Source organism: Streptomyces sp. NPDC050264, from assembly GCF_040655895.1.
Taxonomy (GTDB): domain Bacteria; phylum Actinomycetota; class Actinomycetes; order Streptomycetales; family Streptomycetaceae; genus Streptomyces.
The window spans coordinates 213,961-231,412 of the sequence record NZ_JBFAKV010000012.1 but is presented as its reverse complement, the minus strand read 5'-3'; the positions used below and the strand labels follow the sequence as shown (position 1 = coordinate 231,412).

Below are 17,452 nucleotides of genomic sequence, written 5' to 3'. Positions count from 1 at the left end.
TTTGGATCAGTCGGTCGTTGGTCTGGGTGTGCCGTTGACTGACGCCCAGTGGGCGCGAATCGAGCCGCTGCTTCCGGACCGGATGCCGAAGCGGGGTGGCCGCTGGCGCGATCACCGTGAGTGATCGACGCGATTGCCCACAAGTTCCAAACCGGTACCCAGTGGGTGCATCTGCCGGAGAAATACGGCAACTGGCGAGGCGTCTACAACCGGCTGCGGATGTGGGCCGTCGACGGCACCTGGGAGCGCGTGTTCACCGCCCTGGTAACCCAGGCCGACGCGGACGAGGGTCTGGCCTGGGCCGTATCGGTGGACTCCACTATTGTGCGGGCCCACCAACACGCGGCCGACGCCCGCAAAAAGGGGCCCCGGCCGCCGAACCCGGCGACCACGCCATCGGCAGGTCCCGCGGCGGACTGACCACGAAGATCCACCTCGCCGCCGATGCTCGTTGCCGATCTCTGGCGTTCGTCCTCACCGCGGGCCAGGCCGGTGACGCACCTGCTTTCACCGATGTCATGGCCCGCCTGCGTGTCCCGCGCCCGCGAGGACGGCCCCGCACCAGGCCGCACCTGATCCTGGCCGACAAGGCGTACTCCTCGCGCGCGATCCGCGACCACCTGCGCAAGCGCGGCATCCGAGCAGTGATCCCCGTCCCCGCTGACCAGCGCACACGCCGGCTACGCCGGGGCAGCCGGGGCGGCAGGCCACCGGCCTTCGACCGGGAGGCGTACAAGCTAGGCAACACCGTCGAGCGGTGCATCAACCGCTTGAAGCAGTGGCGCGGCATCGCCACCCGCTACGAGAAGACCGCCATCATCTACCTGGCCGGCCTCCACATCGCGGGCATCTTCCTCTGGTCCGCCCGATAGCGCGGTCTCGGTTGGTGACCTGTGTGTTGTTCAGTGGCCGATGCTGTCCAGTTCGGCCACATCCTCGTCTGAGAGGGAGAAACCGGCGCCTGCGATGTTCTCGCGCAGGTGGGCGGTGGACGAAGTACCGGGGATGAGCAGGATGTTCGGCGAGCGCTGGATCAGCCAGGCCAGCGCGACCGACATGGGCGTCGCCCCCAGTCGGTTCGCGACCTGTGAGAGGGCCTCGGACTGTAGCGGCGTGAAGCCTCCCAGGGGGAAGAACGGCACGTAGGCGATGCCATCGGCGGCGAGATGATCTACGAGGTCGTCGTCGTGGCGGTGGGCGAGGTTGTACATGTTCTGCACGCACACGATCGGGGCGATGCTGCGCGCCTCAGCGACCTGCTCTCCGGTGACATTGCTGACGCCGAGGTGGCGGATCAGTCCCTCTTGCTGGAGGACGACGAGCGTCTCGAATGCTTCGGCGATCGAGCCGGCCTGCGGGCCCTGAGCGTCGCCCATGCGCATGTTGACCAGGTCGAGGGTATCGACGCCGAGGGATTCGAGGTTTTCATGGACCTGCTTGCGCAGGTCTTCGGGGCGCCGGGCCGTGGGCCAGCCGCCCTGTGCGTCGCGGGTCGCACCCACCTTGGTGGCGATGAACAGCGGCTCCGGGTAGGGGTGCAGCGCTTCACGGATCACCTCATTCGTGAAGCGCGGTCCGTAGGCGTCGCTGGTGTCGATGTGGGTGATCCCGAGGCTGACTGCCTCGCGCAGCACGGCCAGAGCGCCGTCGTGATCGGTGGGCGGCCCCATGACCCACGGGCCGGCGAGCTGCATCGCGCCGTAGCCGAACCGGGTGACGGACGAGTCACCCAGCGTCCAGGTTCCGCCGGGAAGAGGTGCGGAGGGCGTGTTCATCATGGTGCCTTTCACTTCATGCAAGGGGTGGTGTCTCCAGCCCCCTTGCACCAGCATTGGAGAGTAACTTCCTGCCGGGAAGTAGGCACTCTGAAGTGCGTAACACCCCAGAAGGTGAGAGGCGAGATCAGTGACGACGAAGGCCGACAAGAAAGCGCAGGCCAAGGCGGAGTACAACGCGTTCCTGGCGGTGTGCCCCAGCCGTCAGCTCCTCGACCGGATCTCAGACAAGTGGGTCGTCCTGATCCTGTGTGCACTGGGCGGTGACACACCCGAACAGTCCGGCGCATCGCACGCCCCGAAGGCGATGCGCTACTCCGAGCTGGCCCGGCTACTGGCTGGCGTCAGCCAGAAGATGTTGACCCAGACCCTACGGGCTCTCGAACGCGACGGCTTGCTCATCCGCACCGTGACACCCACGGTCCCTGTCACCGTCACCTACGAGCTGACCGACCTCGGCCTCTCACTCCACCACCTGACACGCGGGCTCAGGCAGTGGGCCCAGACCCACATGGAACAAGTCCTCGCCAATCGCGAGAGCCACGACGCACGGGCTTCCTAGCGTGGCAGCGTTCTCCGTCTCTGCTACCGGCTGGGATCGGTCTGACCATGAGGGTGGTGCAGCGGACGCGGGTCAAGTCAAACCCGCATTCGCGGATCGCGCGCCACCACCGGACCTATGACCGGAAGGACGAGAGGATGATCCAAACGAAACGGCCTAGCAGCCGCGGCGCGAGCCCCATGGCGGCTCGCATGGAGCCGGTTCGTGCTGTCCGCCGCAGAACGCCGTCCTGATCGACTGCACGATGAGGTCCGCTTGCTCGTACGACGCATCGAAATTGTCGGCCGCCGTTGACCTGACCACGTCGTCCGCCGAGCCCATTTCGATCTCCTGGCAGACACTCCTGACGCTCTTGACCGCTTGCGGCTTGTCTGCGACGAGTCTGCTGTCCAGGGCTTCGAGGCCGTGCAGCAGCAGATCGCGCTGGCCCCCCTCCGGGGACGGTACGGCCTGGGCCTGTCCCCCTCTGACTCTGATCTCGTGGGAGCCCCCGGCCTCCGAGGACCCGGCGTCGTGTGTGCACACGGCCAGCGAGATCGTCGCGATCACCGCGCACAGGACCGCAGTTGTCGCGCACTTCATGTCTTCCCCCGGGGCATCGTGTGCGAGGACATGCCCAGCACACGAAATCTGCGCCCGCCCGCTCACCGTACCGGGCTGCGGGCCCACACCTGGCGTCCCGACGTTTTCACGGTCGGCCGCACGGTGGGCAGTTCCTTCCAGCCCCAGGAGCGGAGCAGTTCCGGAACCCCGGCCGAGGCCCTGTCCCGGTCGACACCGGCCACCACCAGGTCCTGGGCGAGGCGGGAGAGCAGCAGGTCCGCGAGGCGGGTCGCGACACCGCGGCGGCGGTGCTCGGGCAGCACCATCAGCTCGGTGAGGGCGAACACCCGCCCGGACGCGGTGAGTTCCTCCGTCTGTGGCGTCACTTCGACGGGGAAGTCGGCCCACCACGCGCCGTCGCGCTCCAGGCGGTGTCCGTAGGCGCAGCCGGCGAGACCGGGGGCGTCGGCGACGACCATGTCGAAACCGTCGTGCCGCACGTCCTGCTCGAAGCGGCGCAGAAATTTCGTCCGGTCCCGGTACTCGGCACCGGCGGCGCCGTGATACGCCATGACGTACACGTCAGCGACTGCCTCCCGTTGCTGTTCGGCCTGCCACCGGGTGAGCCGGCGCAGATACACCTCGGCCATCCGAACTCCCTTCGAAATGGCCCGGCTCGGCGGGCCCCCTTGTGCGTGCTGCGGTGACAGCGGCGGCGCGATCGGCGGGCGGGGCCGGCGTGGGTGCCTCACCGCCGACGTCCGGCTCGGCGTGCGCGCGGCCGCCGGTGCGCAAAGTGGCCCCGTGCGCGTGCTGCGCGTCACGGCGGTGGATCACGTACGTGACGATGGCGATGAGGACCAGGGCGGCGGATGTGACGAGTGCGGTGTCCATGGTCCTCACCGTCCCGTCGCCGTCGGGACGACGTGGGCGGCCGTCGAGCCGTCCGCGGTCGTTCCCGGCTCCTGCGCGCCCTGTGCCCGGCCGCCCAAGGCAGCGTCATGGCGGCTGCCGATCTCGGCGGCGACGAGATCAGTGGCGGTCAGCGGGGGCCCGTCCGGGTCGCAGGCGGCAGCCATGAGCCGGGCGGCGTTCGCGGCCGTCGTCTCGGGCGGGATCACCAGGAGATCCCGGCGGCCGGACCCGTAGGACAACAACAGCAGCTTGTGCGGGTCCAGTTCAGGGGTGAACCAGCCGACCTTGAGCACACGCTCGTGCACGGTCACCTTGCGCGGGACGACGGGCCAGAGCATCGGATTGACGGCGACGCGGGTGATGCGACCCCACAGGGGATCAAGTGCGTCCGCCAGAGCGGGGAGTTCGGCGGACAGATCGCGCGAACGGGGCCACCAGGCGCCATCGAGCAGGCCCTGGCCCGTCGGAGACTTCAGTGAGATCCGGGCGGCGGGATACGGGGGAGTGGGGGTGGTGGTGTGGGTGGGCGTGATGGTCGCAGTCATGATGCGAACCCGTCTTCGGAGCGACATGACCGTCGGCCCCGATGCCGTGACTCACCGAGGACGAGACCCGCGCGGGTGCCGGAATACGAAGGGCCCTTGGTGCCTGCATGGTACTCCCACAGGGGGAGTCCGGTTATGGCTCCGTTGCCCGAGGTGATCCGTGAGGGTGTCTACGTCGCGAGGTGGAAAAGAGCCCTGGCTGGACGGGGGAGACCAGCCAGGGCCGTAAAGGCGTGGCAGGCGGAGGGCGGTCGCCTCGCGGCGAAAGGCTCCATGGGGCTTCAGCCGGACGATCGTCCCCATGGGCCATGGGTGAGGCCCGGGGACACTGTCCCCTCCGCAGCCACACTCACATGAACGATGAGCCCTACACAGATGTTCCGGACCGGCCCTGCCTTCGCGGGTGAGCCGCGGCACATCGCCGAGCCGCGGGACCCGGGTGAACCACGGTCGAACACTGGATGAGTCCCAGGTCGCGCGGGGTCGGAGACCCGTGGAACTCCCTCGCCGGGGCGCAACTGTCCGGCTGTCACTCCCGTCCCACGAATGCCCCCGTGTATCCGTGAGGAAGACGAAGACGCCGTGACCCAAGCACTGCTGCTACCCCGACGACGCTTGCCGAGGCTGAGGCCGAGAGCGGTGGGGCGACCGCCGGGCGTGGACGCCCCCCGACGCGCCGACATTCAAGGGCTGCGGGCCGTGGCCGTCACGCTCGTCGTGCTGTCGCACGCCGGGGTGCGACAGTTCAGCGGCGGCTATCTGGGCGTCGACGTCTTCTTCGTCATATCCGGCTTCCTCATCACGTCCCTGCTCGCCCGCGAACTGGACCGCACGGGCCGCGTCTCCCTGACCCGGTTCTACGCCCGGCGGGCCCTGCGCCTGCTGCCCGCCTCCACCTTGGTCGCGGTCGCGACGCTCGCCGGGGCGTACCTCTTCCTCTCGAAGGTGCGCTTCACGACGTATGCGGGCGACGCGATCGCCAGCGGCCTGTACGCGGTCAACCTCCGGCTCGCCGTGTCAGGCACCGACTATCTGCAGGCGACCGACCCGCCCTCGCCGTTCCAGCACTTCTGGTCCCTGGCTGTCGAGGAGCAGTTCTACGTGGTCTGGCCGCTGGTGCTGACGGCCGCCCATCTGGTCGCGAGGCGGCGCGAACGACCAGGACGAACGGCCTGGCGAACCGTCGCGGTGCCGACCGGGATCGCAGCCGCCATTCTCGCGCTCTCGTTCTTCCTGAGCGTCCGCACGACGCCGATGTCCCCTTCCTGGGCCTACTTCGGCTCGCACACGCGGGCGTGGGAGCCGGCCGCCGGGGCGCTCCTCGCCCTCTGCGCCCACCGCCTGCGGAGGATGCCGGCGCCGCTCGCCGGGGCGCTCTCCTGGGTGGGCCTGGCGGCCGTCGTCGGGTCGGCCCTCACGTTCGACGACGCCACCCCGTTCCCCGGGTACGCGGCCCTCGTGCCCGTCGCGGGCGCGGTGCTCGTGCTGGCGGGCGGCTGCGTCCCCAGCCGGTTCGGCGGTGAACTCCTGTTGCGGCAGCGGGCGTTGACCGGCATCGGCGGCCTGTCCTACGGCTGGTACCTGTGGCACTGGCCGCTGCTCGTGATCCTGCCCGTCGCCCTGGACCGGCCGACCGCCGGCGCGCACTCCCGGCTGGCCGTATGCGCGTTCGCGCTGCTTCTGGCCTGGCTGACACTGCGGCTCGTGGAGAACCCCGTACGCTTCGGCGCGGTCTTCCGGGACCGCCCTCGCGGGGCGCTGGGGCTGGGAGCCGGCCTGACCGCGGGGGCCGTGACCCTGGCCCTCGTCGCGGCGCTCTTCCCGCCCGCGATCGACTCCGGCCGCCCGGCGCCGGGTCTGGCCGCGGCCCTCGACCGGGCCCCCGATCCGCAGGCGCGCCTGTCCCGGCTGCTCGCCGCGCCCAACGACGTCGTGCCCGGCAACCTCTCGCCCGGCCTCGCCGAGATCAAGGCGGGCCGATCGGCGGTGTACCGGGACGGCTGTCACGTAGGACTGAACTCGGTCGACGTGCCGCCCTGCGTGTACGGCGACCCCACGTCGGCCACCACGGTGGTGCTCTTCGGCGACTCGCACGCGGCCCAGTGGTTCCCGGCCATCGAACGCCTCGCGCGGGAGCGCCACTGGCGACTCGTCTCCCTGACGAAGGCCTCGTGCAAGGTCGCCGACGTCACCATCGTCAGCGGCGGCAAGCCGTACGCCACGTGCGACACCTGGCGTACGAAGGTCCTGGCGCGGATCGCGGACCTGCGGCCCGACCTGGTGATCGCCTCCTCGTCCGAGGCGGGCACCCCCGCGCACCCGGACACCGGGGGCGCGGTACGGCAGTGGACGGCGGGTTTCGAGCGGACGTACCGGGCGATCCGTGCGAGCGGAGCCCGGGTCGCGGCGCTCCTCGACACGCCCTGGCCCGCGTCGGACGCGGTGGACTGCGCGGGGACGCATCCGCTGGATCTGGGACGGTGCACAGCCACCCCCGGCCGTGCGGCGAAGGACCCGCGCAGGGCCGCCGCGGTGCGGGCCGCGGCGGCGTCGAGCGGCGCCACGGTCATCGACCCGGTCCGCTGGCTGTGCGCGCCCGGCGTGTGTCCGGTGCTGGTGGGCGACACCCTCGTCTACCGCGACGACGGCCACATGGCGGAGGCCTACGCGCGGGCCCTGGCCCCGGTTCTCGACGCCGAGCTCACTCGGACGCTGGCGCGATCTGTCGCTTAGTGACACACTGTCGTCCAGGGACATAGTGGAGAGAAGGGTGGACGGCCATGACGGCGGAGAAGCGTGGCGGGGGAGGGATGAGCGACGCACGGCGTGCGCGCCTGCGCCTGGAGATCTCACGTGAGGCGGCGCGACTGTTCTGGGATCAGGGGCTGGCCGCCACCAGCGGGGACCAGATCGCGGAGGCCGTGGGCCTGTCCACGCGTACGATCTGGCGCCACTTCCGCAGCAAGGAGAGCTGTGCCGAGCCGATCGTCATGCAGGGCGTCGTCACGCTGATGACAGTGCTGCGGAGCTGGCCGCGGCAGCTTTCGCTCGAGGAACATCTGGCCGCCGAACTGGCCGGGCTCGGCCGCGAGAAGCCGCCGGTCGATCTCGCGGACGAGATGCTCGCGATGAAGATGATCCGGCTCGCGGACTCCGAACCGGCCCTGCGCACAGCGTGGTTGATGGCCTGCGATCAGACGGAACAAGAGCTGTGCGCGATCGTCGGCGACCGCCTGGGCCGTCCGCGCGAGGACCTGGAGGTGCGCCTGCACGCCGCGGCGGCGGCCTCGGTGATCCGGGTCCTTGACGAGTACATCGGAACCGCCCTCCTCGTCGGCGCCGACCTGGGGGAGTTGAGGGACGTGCCGACGCTCGCCCTCCGCTACGGCCGGGCGATCCGCCAGGCCACCGGTGGCGCCGTAGGCGATCCCGTCGCCTGACGAGCCCCGCGCTCCGCAGGCCGGCAGCCCAACGAAAGCGCACTCGAAGAGGAGACCCCGCATGCTCGCCGACACGCCCAAGGCCCCGCAGTTCGCAGTCGAGGACTTCTTCGCCTCCCCGGCCCGCGCCAACGCGTCGATCTCACCCGATGGCACCAGGGTCGCCTACCTCGCGCCGTGGCGTGAGCGGCTCAACGTCTGGGTGGAGAACCTCGACACGGGTGAAGAGGCACGGTGCGTCACCGCGGACACCCGTCGCAGCGTCCACGTCTACCACTGGACGAGCGATCCGCGGTGGCTGCTGTACGAGCAGGACGGCGACGGCGACGAGAACTGGCACATCTACCGGGTCGACCTGGAGAACCCGGAAGCCGGGGCGATCGATCTCACCCCCTTCCCGGGAGCCAGGGCGGTGGGTTTCGAGACAACTCCCTCCCGGCCGGGCAAGGCGCTTCTCCGGCTGAACCACAGGAGCCCGGTGGAGTTCGACCTCTATGAACTCGACATCCCTACCGGCGAGTTGACGATACTGGCCCAGAATCCGGGCCAGGTCGCGGGCCTGCTGTACACCCCCGACGGCAAGCTGTACACCCACACCCTGACCGACGACGGCGACATCGCGCTGTCCACGTGGGACCCGGTCACGGGAGTACGACACCCGGTCGCCACGTTCGACGGCTCCGACTACCCGTTGGACATCCAGCCGTTCCAGCTCACCCCGGACGGCACCGGCGCGTGGATCGGCTCCAACCGCGGAAGCGACCGGACCCGGCTGGTGCGGCTCGACCTGGCCACCGGGGCGGAGACCGAAGTGGACAGCGATCCGATCCTCGATCTGGACCCGCGTTCCACCGTCTTTCCCACGCTGCCCTCACCGCTCGTCCTCGACCGGCGCACCGGCGACCTGATCGGGGTGCGCCATCTCGGTGAGCGGCAGGTCATCCACCCCCTCACCCCGCACTTCGCCGACGTACTGGAGAACCTGACGAAGCTCTCGGACGGCGACCTGTCCCACCTGTCGTCCGACCACAGCGGGCAGCGCTGGGTCGTCAGCTTCACCCACGACCGCGACCCCGGCGTCACCTACTTCTACGACCACGCCACCGCGCGGAGCCGACTCCTGTTTCGGCCCTACCCGGACCGGGACCCCGACACCCTCGCCCCGATGACGCCGGTCACAGTCCCGGCACGCGACGGCCTGCGACTGCCCGCATACCTGACCCTGCCGCTCGGGACCGAACCGGCCGGGCTGCCGTTGATCCTCCTCGTCCACGGCGGCCCTTGGCACCGCGACGGCTGGGGCTTCGACCCCAGCGCACAGTTCTTCGCCAACCGTGGCTACGCGGTGCTGCAGGTCAACTACCGCGGTTCGTCCGGCTACGGCAAGAAGTTCCTCAAGGCCGGCATCGGGGAACTGGCCGGGAAGATGCACGACGACCTCATCGACGCCGTCGACTGGGCCGTCGACCAGGGGTACGCGGACCCGGACCGCGTAGCGATCTTCGGCGGTTCCTACGGCGGTTACGCCGCGCTGGTCGGCGTCACCTTCACCCCCGACGTCTTCACCGCCGCGGTCGACTTCTGCGGCCCCTCCAACCTGGTCACCTTCCTGCGTACCGTGCCGGAGTTCGTCCGGCCCCACCTGATCAACAACTGGTACCTCTACGCCGGGGACCCCGCGAACCCGGAGCAGGAAGCGGAGCTGTGGGCACGCTCGCCTCTCAGCCGCGTCGACGACATCCGCACCCCGCTGATGGTCGTCCAGGGCGGCAACGACGCTCGGGTCGTCCAGGCCGAGTCCGACCAGATCGTCGCCGCCCTGCGCGCCCGTGGCGTCGACGTCGAGTACATGGTCAAGGAGGACGAAGGACACGGCTTCGTGAACGCCGAGAACAACATCGACATGTACCGTGCGGCCGAGCGGTTCCTCGCCCGGCACCTGGGCGGGCGCTGTAGCCGCACCCTGTCACCGTCCAGTGCTCCAGGACGCTGATCCGCGGGCGATCCCCTCGGAGGACCTGACGCTGCCGGTGTTCGCGCGGTCCGGAGCATCGGGTGGGAGATGCGCGGAATCAGCCGGTGAGGGGAACGTGGGAGCCGGTCACCGTGAGGTGCAGGCCCTCGGCGCTCGGCTCGGCGGCCGTGAGCCGGATGCCGCCGGGGAGCCGGGTGATGCTCTGCTGGATGTCGGTCGCCGTCCGGATCTGGTCACGTGGCACGCCCGCGATGGCGGAGGGCAGACCCTGTGCGCGCAGACGCAGGACATCGCCTTGTACGGAAACAGTGCTGTAGACGGCGTACTTGGAGCCGTCGGGAGTCTCGAACCCCACCTTGACGCGGCCCTTGCCGCCGTCGGACAGCCCGGTCATGTGGATGCCGTCGTCCTGTGTAGGGGCGGCGTGCATCAACTCGGAGTACGGGACCAGTGCGGTGCCCGTCGCGGTCCGGGCCGTGGCGCTGGAGTATCCGTTCGTGAACTCGACCCCGAGCAGTTTCAGTTCGAGGTTCTCCACCCGCCCGGTCGAGCCGCCGGGCATGGCCGACTCGAAGTGGTCCACGGAGGCATCGAGTTCGTCGAGGTCGCCCGCGACGGCCTGGGTGAGGAAGGGGAAGCCCTTGATGGACACCTCGGTGGAGTCCGCGAACCCGGTGGAGGCCCGCAGCTTGTCCACCGCCTTGCCTTCGGCGAGATGAAGAGCGAGCCGGTCGACACCGACGAGCACGGCAGCGAGCAGCACGATGACGATCAGGGATCTTCGAAGAGTACGCATGGGGCCACCACAGCAGGCGAATTGATCAGGGGCTGTGACGTGGGTCATGTTTGTTGGCAACGTTATCGTCACGGGGCCCGCCTGGCCCCACCAGCGGTACAGGGATGGGTAGTTGACCCGGCTGCGCCGCCACCGTGGCACGCGGACCGCTGACCCGCGATACGGCAGCGGCTGGCATCGTGGTGCCCATGGGTATGGGTGAGCGTATTGAGCGGGTCGACGACCACGACGAGATCGTGGCCGTCGTGAGCAGGAGCGACGCCATGCGTCAGGGGTGGCTGCACCGCATCGCAACCGTCGTGTGCCGCGATACGCAGGGGTGGACCCTCGTACACCGGCGCCCCGACGACGCAGCACGTTTCCCGGGCCGGTTCAACTGGTTGCTCGGAGGCGCCGTGGCGGTCGGCGAATCCTATGAGGAGGCTGCCGCACGGGAGTTGGCAGAGGAACTGGGCGTCCGGGCTCGGCCCGGATTCGTATTCAAGTTCAAGTGCGAGGGGGCGATCAGTCCGTACTGGCTCGGCTTGCACGAAACCGTCGTGACCGAACCCATCAAGCCCGACCCCGACGAAATCGCCTGGCACGACTGGCTCACGGAGCCGGAACTCATCGATCTGGTCCGGCATGAGGCGTTCGTCCCCGACGCGCGCGAGGCATTCGACCGCTATCTGGTACTCCACCTGTAGATCGTGATCTTCATGTCCGGGCCGCGGCTTGGCGCCGGTAGTGGCTGGCCTGTGATCGTGCCCGGTGTCGGCGTCGCCCGTCGGACCGGCCGAGCCGGTGCGCGAGATCGCTCAGTGGCCGGATGGCGACGGCGAGGAAGAGGTGCTGGATCTCGTTGCAGGTCAGCGGGGCCAGGTGGTCAGGGCTGGGACGGCAGGTGTGTTCGTCTGCCCGGACGACGGCGAGGAAGGGATGGGCCGGCATGGCGAGTGTGACCCAGCGGATCCAGGACGGGTAGCGGCGGGCCGGGTGTTCGTCGAGCCCGGCCAGGCCCTTCTCGGTCTGGAAGGTCTCCTCCACCCGTCATCTGGAGCCAGCTGTCCTGACCAGGGTGCTTTGCGGGACCGGTTGGGCGGAGTGACAGCGGTAGTAGGCGGGTTCGCCGGTGGTGCGGTTGCGTCGGATCAGGAGCTGACGGTAGCCCGGCACTGGGGCGGTGAGGTCGATGACGGCCCAGGCGTAGTAGCGGTGGCCCTTCGCGTCGCGTCCGGCCGACAGCTTCTGCCAAGCGCGCCTGGGCAGCTTCGCGGCCAACGTATCGGGGCGGAACCTTCCCGCGCCGGTGGTCACTACGGCCGAGCAGGCCACCGCGAGGACATAGCCCAGGCCGCGTTCTTCCCGGGCTGTCCTCAGCGTGGGGTTGCCGCCGTAGACCTCGTCGCCGGTCACCCTTTCGATGCGGTGCCCGGCGTCCAGAAACCGCTCGATCGTCAAGCGGGCCAGTTCCGGCCTGGTCGCAGAGACGGTGTGTTCGCGCAGCCCCGCCGCCTGGCAGCGGTCCGGATCCGAGGTCCACGAGCGCGGGATGCACAACTCCCGGTCCACCGCCGCGTGCCCGCGCTCGCCTGCGTAGACGAGGTAGACGGCAACCTGGGAATTCTCGATCCGGCCCGCGGTGCCGGCGCATTGGCGCTGGACCCCGACGGTGCGGGTGCACTTCTTTACGTCGCCGGTCTCGTCCACGATCAGTACCGCGGCCTCGTCACGAAGGTGTTCGACGACGTACTCGCGCACATCGTCCCGCACGGCATCGGCAACCCAGGACGCCCGGGACAGCAGATGTCGCATGCCGTGCGGAGTCTTCTCCCCAGCCCACTCCGCCATCGTCCAGCAGTTCTTGCGCGGTAGGTCTGACAGCAGGCCCAGCGCCAACCGGCCGGCCCGCAGCCGGGGCTCGACCCGGGCGAACCAGCCCGCGATACGGCCCGCGGCCACATTGAACGCCGCCCGCCATCGACCGGGATCTATGCAGTGACCTGCGGCCACCGTCTCTTCGCCAGTCCACACAACTCACGATGATCAACGGTGGTCGCACCCCACTCCGCGGCGGCCCCGGCGGCCGGCGAACTGGCATCACATACGGTCTGCGGCATGACAGCAGAAGATTCGAAGACCCCCAGACCCCGGGTGCAGCTGGTCATCGGCATCATCCGCCAAGGCAACGAGATCCTGCTCGTGCGGGAGAGTCTCGGCGCCGACGGCGAGATGCTCTGGTCGCTGCCCGGTGGCGGGGTCGAGGACGGCGAGCTCATGCACGAAGCTCTCCGGCGCGAACTGCAGGAGGAGACCGGGCTGCTGGTGGGCGACCCGGTGCGGACCGCATTCCTCATGCACATCGACTCCGAGCAGCACCCCTCGGCATTGGCCGCCGCCTTCGAGATCGACGAGTGGGCGGGGGACCTCACGCCGCAGGACGACGACATCGAACAGGCCGCCTTCTTCCCCCTGCCCGATGCCTTGAAGCTGCTCGGCGAACTGGACAGCGCAACACAGCGGGAGCCCATCGTCGGCTATCTGACGGGGACCGTCGCGCCGGGGAGCACCTGGCTGTACCGCAACCGGGGAAAAGAGGAGACGCTCGTCGCCCGCTGGTGACGCCGAACAGCGCCCACCACATGGAGATCACGACCTACAGCTGGAGTACTAGCCGTACGGCCGCGGCGATAGGCGATCGGGGAGGGGCGAAAGGGGAGGGGCAGGCCGTGGGCCCTGTTCTCGCGTCGGCCGGGCGCCGGTCCCGGACAGGGCCGGCGTCAGGAGCAGAATCCGCTGCACGGTCCCAGCCACAGGGGACCGCAGCCGTAATCGCTCCAGTTGCACGAGTCGTAGCAGACCGTGTCGCAGCTACCGGTCCCCGCGCACTGGGAATTGCAGTCCACGGCCTGGATGCCCTGATCCCTCCGAGACGCCGCGCCTTGCGTGTCGGCAGGACCCAATGTCCTGAGAATCGCCCGCGCCTCGCTCGCGCCGAACGCCGCCACGGCCGCGGTCTCCAACCCGTCGACGGCTGCCCCCTGCCGGCGTCCCGCGATGATCTGCGGAGCCAGCCGCGTCGCGTCGTCCAGGACGGCGGACTGCTCGGCCGACAGAGCGGGGTGTGTCTTCCGGTGGTTCGCGAAGTGCGCCACCCACAGTTCGCTCCGGTCCGACGGGGACAGCGCGCCGTAAATGGCGCGCCGGTAGTCCGCGGGGTAGGAGGCGAACTCGGAGTAGCCGGAGGGGAGTCGGCCGGGGTTGGCCTTCACCCATCGCGACGCCTTACTGCCCTTGGAGCGGGTCACCGCCTGCGCGGGTGAGGTCGCCAGGCCGCCGGTGACCAGAAACGTTCCGAGGGCCAGTCCCGGCACGGCCTTGAGGATTCCTCGACGGCTCGGGGACCGCAGCACATCGAGGTCGCGGAGCGCACGCACCACCCGCAGAGAGTCCGACGGCCCCAACAGCCGCGCCAGGCGGAGGGACAGCGCGGTTCCGGTCCAGGCCCGCACCTGGTCGCCGTCGACCGCCAACAGGGTCGGGGCCCACTCGGCCCCTTCCCCCAGGGCACGCGCGCGCAGGCCGCGTATACGGGGCTCGGTGAGGCCCGCGGTGGCCAACGTGCCGTCGACGGACACGCGAACCCGGTCCACCACTTCTTCGCAGAACCGGCAATCTGCGTCGAATGCCAATATCCACTCGGTCACAAGCTTCTCCCCACGTTCATGTGACGCACCGTGCCATGGTGCCGGTCAGGTGTGAGTGTTCGCGCCGATCCGTGGCGCGCCGTTCAGCAGACTTGCGCGCTTCGAGCCTGCCTGAAGAGAAATCATTTGTCGGGGTCTCTGGGAGCGTCAATCATTTTGGCGAGAGCCGAAACGTTTTGCATTCACATGGGGTGGACGCTGGTCCGCGCAGCCGGGTGTGAGAGCGCCCAAGGAGGAGAAGGAGGTGCCGGCCGGCGGTGGCGAGGTGGCATGCCCCCAGGCGCGTACGAGCGTGGGACCACCTCATCATCGGTTCTGCTTCAGCTGCACTGCCAGGTGAACATTGCTCGGTCGAAACGGTGCTCAGCCAGGTCCAGTGGAGCCTTCCGTAGGCGCCGTGTTTGCGAGTGCCGGGCATGGACGTCCCTTTGTGGGTGTCGGCAGTACGTCACGCCCGGGGGATCCGCCAGATCTGAACGAGGCAGTACTGATCCTTGCCATCGAGTTCCTCTTCATGGCCAGGTGGTGTTTCCAAGGGAGTTGAAGACCCCCGAAGTGGCGAGGTGAATGGGCCGTTGTCACGGTTGAACACCCAGTGCCAGCGCATTCTGTACTCCCCGGGTGACGGCAGGATCAGTGGGATCTTCCGCATCCCGTCGGTGATGACCTCAATACCGAGATCGGCCGAGGGAAGTTCCACCTCCACCTACGCCTGACCTGCCCACGGGCCAGGGACTGGCGCGGGCTCGGTGGACCAGCTTTCCAATCGCACGATGGCCTGGATTACCTGGGACGGGACTTGCGGATAGACCATGCCGGGAGCCGAGAGCAACCACGTCGTGAAGTCCGCATTCGGGGTACACGTGTCCACGCTGATGTCAACGACCCCGAACAGGCGGTAGTTCGGGGAGACGGAGGTCTCGAAGGCGTCCAAGAGCCTGCTCAACCGCGCACCCCTTCATCGCTGACCCCATCGCTGACAGGAAAGGGGCAAGGGAACACCCGCAGCGGTTCACCGCCGCCCGCTCCAGACCGCGAGCCCGATCGTGCGAAGGATTCCTGGAAACGGGCGTCCACCGGAATTAATCCACGGTGTTGACAAATAGAGTTGCTGGTTCGTAGGTTCGCAACGTCCCAGCTCCGCAGCCCGTATGGCTAGCGCAACACCCGCTCAAAAAAGGCCTGTTGACCCACTTCCCTCTGACCGCCGACCGTCGCGTGTCTCCGCGCGGCGCCGATGGGAGCGCGTGATGACCTTGCATAGTGGTAACCGGCGGGCACTCATCGTCCGTGGGGGTTGGGACGGGCACCAGCCCGTGGCGATCAGCGACGGATTCGTGCCCTTCCTCAAGGATCAGGGGTTCGCCGTCGAGACCTCCGAGGACCTCGCGGTGTACGAGGACGTCGAGCGGCTCGCGGCCACCGACCTCATCGTGCAGTGCTGGACGATGGGCACGATCACCCGGGAACAGGGCGACAACCTCGCGGCCGCGGTGCGCGCGGGCACCGGCCTGGCCGGCTGGCACGGTGGCATCGTCGACTGCTTCCACGACCACGGCTACCACCTGCTGACCGGCGGCAAGTTCGTGATGCACCCGCCGGGCTTCCACGACCACAGCTACCAGTTGTCGCCCGAGCACGCCGCCCACCCGATCATCGAGGGCCTCGACGACTTCGCGGTGCACAGCGAGCAGTACTGGGTCCTCACCGACCCGCACATCGACGTCCTGGCCACCACCACCTTCCCGGCCGACGAGCCGCACGACCGGCCCGCGGTCATGCCCGCCGTGTGGACCAGGATCTGGGGTGCGGGACGGGTCTTCGTGTCGACCATCGGGCACAAGCCCGACGACTTCGACGTGCCCGAGGTCCGGACGTTGACCGAAAGGGGCCTCCTGTGGGCGAGCCGCTGAAGCCCTTGAACATCGGCATCGTGGGGGCGGGCAGGATCAGCGGCGCCTACCTGTCGACTCTGGACCGGCTGAAGTCCGTACGACTGACCGCCGTGACCGACCTCGACGGGAACCGGGCGCGGGCCGTCGCGGGGCAGGCCGGGGGAGAGGTGGCCGTCGCGTCGACCGTGTCCGACCTCGTGGCCCGGGACGACGTGGACGCCGTCCTCAACCTCACGATCCCGGCCGCGCACGCGGACGTGGCTGTCTCGGCGCTCGGCGCGGGCAAACACGTATACGGAGAGAAGCCACTGGCGGCGAATCGCAAGGAGGCCGAAGCCGTGCTGGCGGCCGCGCGTGCGGCGGGACTCCGGGTCGGCTGCGCCCCCGACACCGTCCTCGGCACCGGTACGCAGACCGCGCGAAAGGCGGTCGACGACGGACTGCTCGGCCGGCCGGTCGCGGCGACGGCCTTCATGACGACCGCGGGCCACGAGACGTGGCACCCGGACCCGGAGTTCTACTACCGGCCCGGCGGCGGCCCGCTCCTCGACATGGGCCCCTACTACCTCTCGGCCCTGGTCCATCTGCTCGGCCCCGTGACCAAGGTGACCGGAGCCTCCTCCCGGCCGCGCGCGGAGCGCACCGTCGGCAGCGGCCCACGCGCCGGACACACCTTTCCGGTCGAGATCGACACCCATGTCACCGGCATTCTCGAGCACGCGCACGGAGCCCTGTCCACCCTGGTCATGAGCTTCGACGTCCTTGCCGCGCGCCTGCCGCGCATCGAGGTGCACGGCACCGACGCGTCGTTGTCCGTACCCGATCCGAACGGCTTCGACGGCGCCGTGGAGATCAACCGCGGCGCGGGCTGGGAGACGCTGCCCGTGTCGGCCGGTTTCCCGGACGCGGGCCGGGGAGTGGGTCTCGCCGACCTGGCCGAGGCCTTGGCGGCCGGACGTCCGCACCGCGCGTCCGGTGAACTCGCCGCGCACGTACTGGACATCATGCTCACCCTCATGGACGCCGCGGACCAGGGCCGCTCCCTCCCGGTGACCAGTACGTGCGAGCGGCCCGCCCCGGTGACGGGCCGGTAGGCGGCCGCGCCCGTCCTGCGCGGCCGTGTAGGTACTGGTGTCTCCCAACTCGCCGTGCACAGGCCCTCGTTGGGGGTGGGGCGCTGACCGTCACGAGTGCGCGGGGCCGCCCACCGCGCGGGAGCGGCCACGGCATCTGTGATCCTGCCCGACGCGGGCCGGCGTGACCGGCATCGCCCGCCCACCTCTCGCCCTCCACCGGAACGCGCATGAGCGCGCGCACACT

At 69.4% G+C, this 17,452-nt stretch carries 14 protein-coding genes and 2 pseudogenes; 9 read left to right on the top strand and 7 right to left on the bottom strand.

Annotation, left to right across the window (positions count from 1 at the left end; all coding sequences use genetic code 11):
• Position 1 precedes the first annotated feature (1 nt).
• Positions 2-872, top strand: a pseudogene (locus AB0J02_RS23295) (IS5 family transposase).
• Between the two features lie 30 nt (positions 873-902).
• On the opposite strand, the gene AB0J02_RS23290 reads toward AB0J02_RS23295, so the two are convergent.
• Positions 903-1,775, bottom strand: coding sequence for an aldo/keto reductase family oxidoreductase (locus AB0J02_RS23290; protein WP_363195669.1), 873 nt, complete (start codon positions 1,773-1,775; stop codon positions 903-905).
• Positions 1,776-1,905: 130 nt separating this feature from the next.
• Here AB0J02_RS23290 and AB0J02_RS23285 point away from each other — a divergent pair, with 130 nt between their 5' ends.
• The gene (locus AB0J02_RS23285) at positions 1,906-2,337 is read left to right on the top strand and encodes a helix-turn-helix domain-containing protein (RefSeq protein ID WP_356806254.1); all 432 of its coding nucleotides are present in this window, start codon (positions 1,906-1,908) and stop codon (positions 2,335-2,337) included.
• Between the two features lie 156 nt (positions 2,338-2,493).
• Here AB0J02_RS23285 and AB0J02_RS23280 read toward each other — a convergent pair whose 3' ends face one another.
• The 3 genes from AB0J02_RS23280 to AB0J02_RS23270 all read right to left on the bottom strand — a co-directional run bounded on the left by AB0J02_RS23280 (position 2,494) and on the right by AB0J02_RS23270 (position 4,340).
• Positions 2,494-2,919: a hypothetical protein gene (locus AB0J02_RS23280; protein ID WP_363195648.1), complete on the bottom strand. Its 426-nt coding sequence runs from the start codon at positions 2,917-2,919 to the stop codon at positions 2,494-2,496.
• A 62-nt stretch (positions 2,920-2,981) separates the two neighbouring features.
• On the bottom strand, positions 2,982-3,530 hold the full coding sequence (locus tag AB0J02_RS23275) for a GNAT family N-acetyltransferase (protein WP_363195647.1): 549 nt from the start codon (positions 3,528-3,530) through the stop codon (positions 2,982-2,984).
• Positions 3,531-3,779: 249 nt separating this feature from the next.
• Positions 3,780-4,340 carry a DUF5994 family protein gene (locus tag AB0J02_RS23270; RefSeq protein WP_363195646.1) on the bottom strand — a complete coding sequence of 187 codons (561 nt, stop codon included), beginning with the start codon at positions 4,338-4,340 and terminating at the stop codon, positions 3,780-3,782.
• A 657-nt stretch (positions 4,341-4,997) separates the two neighbouring features.
• On the opposite strand from AB0J02_RS23270, the gene AB0J02_RS23265 reads away from it, so the two are divergent.
• From AB0J02_RS23265 to AB0J02_RS23255, 3 genes are all read left to right on the top strand, one after another.
• Entirely contained in the window at positions 4,998-7,073 is a 2,076-nt protein-coding gene (locus tag AB0J02_RS23265) for an acyltransferase family protein (protein ID WP_363195645.1), read from the top strand.
• A gap of 77 nt (positions 7,074-7,150) precedes the next feature.
• Positions 7,151-7,780, top strand: a complete 630-nt coding sequence (locus AB0J02_RS23260) for a TetR family transcriptional regulator (RefSeq protein WP_363195644.1) — start codon at positions 7,151-7,153, stop codon at positions 7,778-7,780.
• A gap of 61 nt (positions 7,781-7,841) precedes the next feature.
• Positions 7,842-9,773, top strand: coding sequence for a S9 family peptidase (locus AB0J02_RS23255; protein ID WP_363195643.1), 1,932 nt, complete (start codon positions 7,842-7,844; stop codon positions 9,771-9,773).
• A gap of 79 nt (positions 9,774-9,852) precedes the next feature.
• Here AB0J02_RS23255 and AB0J02_RS23250 read toward each other — a convergent pair whose 3' ends face one another.
• The gene (locus tag AB0J02_RS23250; RefSeq protein WP_363195642.1) at positions 9,853-10,551 is read right to left on the bottom strand and encodes a DUF2993 domain-containing protein; all 699 of its coding nucleotides are present in this window, start codon (positions 10,549-10,551) and stop codon (positions 9,853-9,855) included.
• A gap of 194 nt (positions 10,552-10,745) precedes the next feature.
• On the opposite strand from AB0J02_RS23250, the gene AB0J02_RS23245 reads away from it, so the two are divergent.
• Positions 10,746-11,237, top strand: coding sequence for an NUDIX domain-containing protein (locus AB0J02_RS23245; RefSeq protein ID WP_363195668.1), 492 nt, complete (start codon positions 10,746-10,748; stop codon positions 11,235-11,237).
• 10 nt (positions 11,238-11,247) lie between these two features.
• Here the strand turns inward: AB0J02_RS23245 and AB0J02_RS23240 are convergent.
• Positions 11,248-12,492, bottom strand: a pseudogene (locus AB0J02_RS23240) (IS701 family transposase).
• Positions 12,493-12,648: 156 nt separating this feature from the next.
• On the opposite strand from AB0J02_RS23240, the gene AB0J02_RS23235 reads away from it, so the two are divergent.
• The gene (locus AB0J02_RS23235) at positions 12,649-13,152 is read left to right on the top strand and encodes an NUDIX hydrolase (RefSeq protein WP_363195641.1); all 504 of its coding nucleotides are present in this window, start codon (positions 12,649-12,651) and stop codon (positions 13,150-13,152) included.
• A 158-nt stretch (positions 13,153-13,310) separates the two neighbouring features.
• Here the strand turns inward: AB0J02_RS23235 and AB0J02_RS23230 are convergent, their stop codons facing one another.
• Positions 13,311-14,183: a bacteriocin fulvocin C-related protein gene (locus AB0J02_RS23230; protein WP_363195640.1), complete on the bottom strand. Its 873-nt coding sequence runs from the start codon at positions 14,181-14,183 to the stop codon at positions 13,311-13,313.
• A 1,304-nt stretch (positions 14,184-15,487) separates the two neighbouring features.
• On the opposite strand from AB0J02_RS23230, the gene AB0J02_RS23225 reads away from it, so the two are divergent.
• Positions 15,488-16,150 carry a ThuA domain-containing protein gene (locus tag AB0J02_RS23225; protein WP_363195639.1) on the top strand — a complete coding sequence of 221 codons (663 nt, stop codon included), beginning with the start codon at positions 15,488-15,490 and terminating at the stop codon, positions 16,148-16,150.
• Positions 16,135-17,226, top strand: a complete 1,092-nt coding sequence (locus AB0J02_RS23220; RefSeq protein WP_363195638.1) for a Gfo/Idh/MocA family oxidoreductase — start codon at positions 16,135-16,137, stop codon at positions 17,224-17,226. The genes AB0J02_RS23225 and AB0J02_RS23220 overlap by 16 nt, the downstream gene beginning before the upstream one ends.
• The last annotated feature ends 226 nt before the right edge of the window (positions 17,227-17,452 follow it).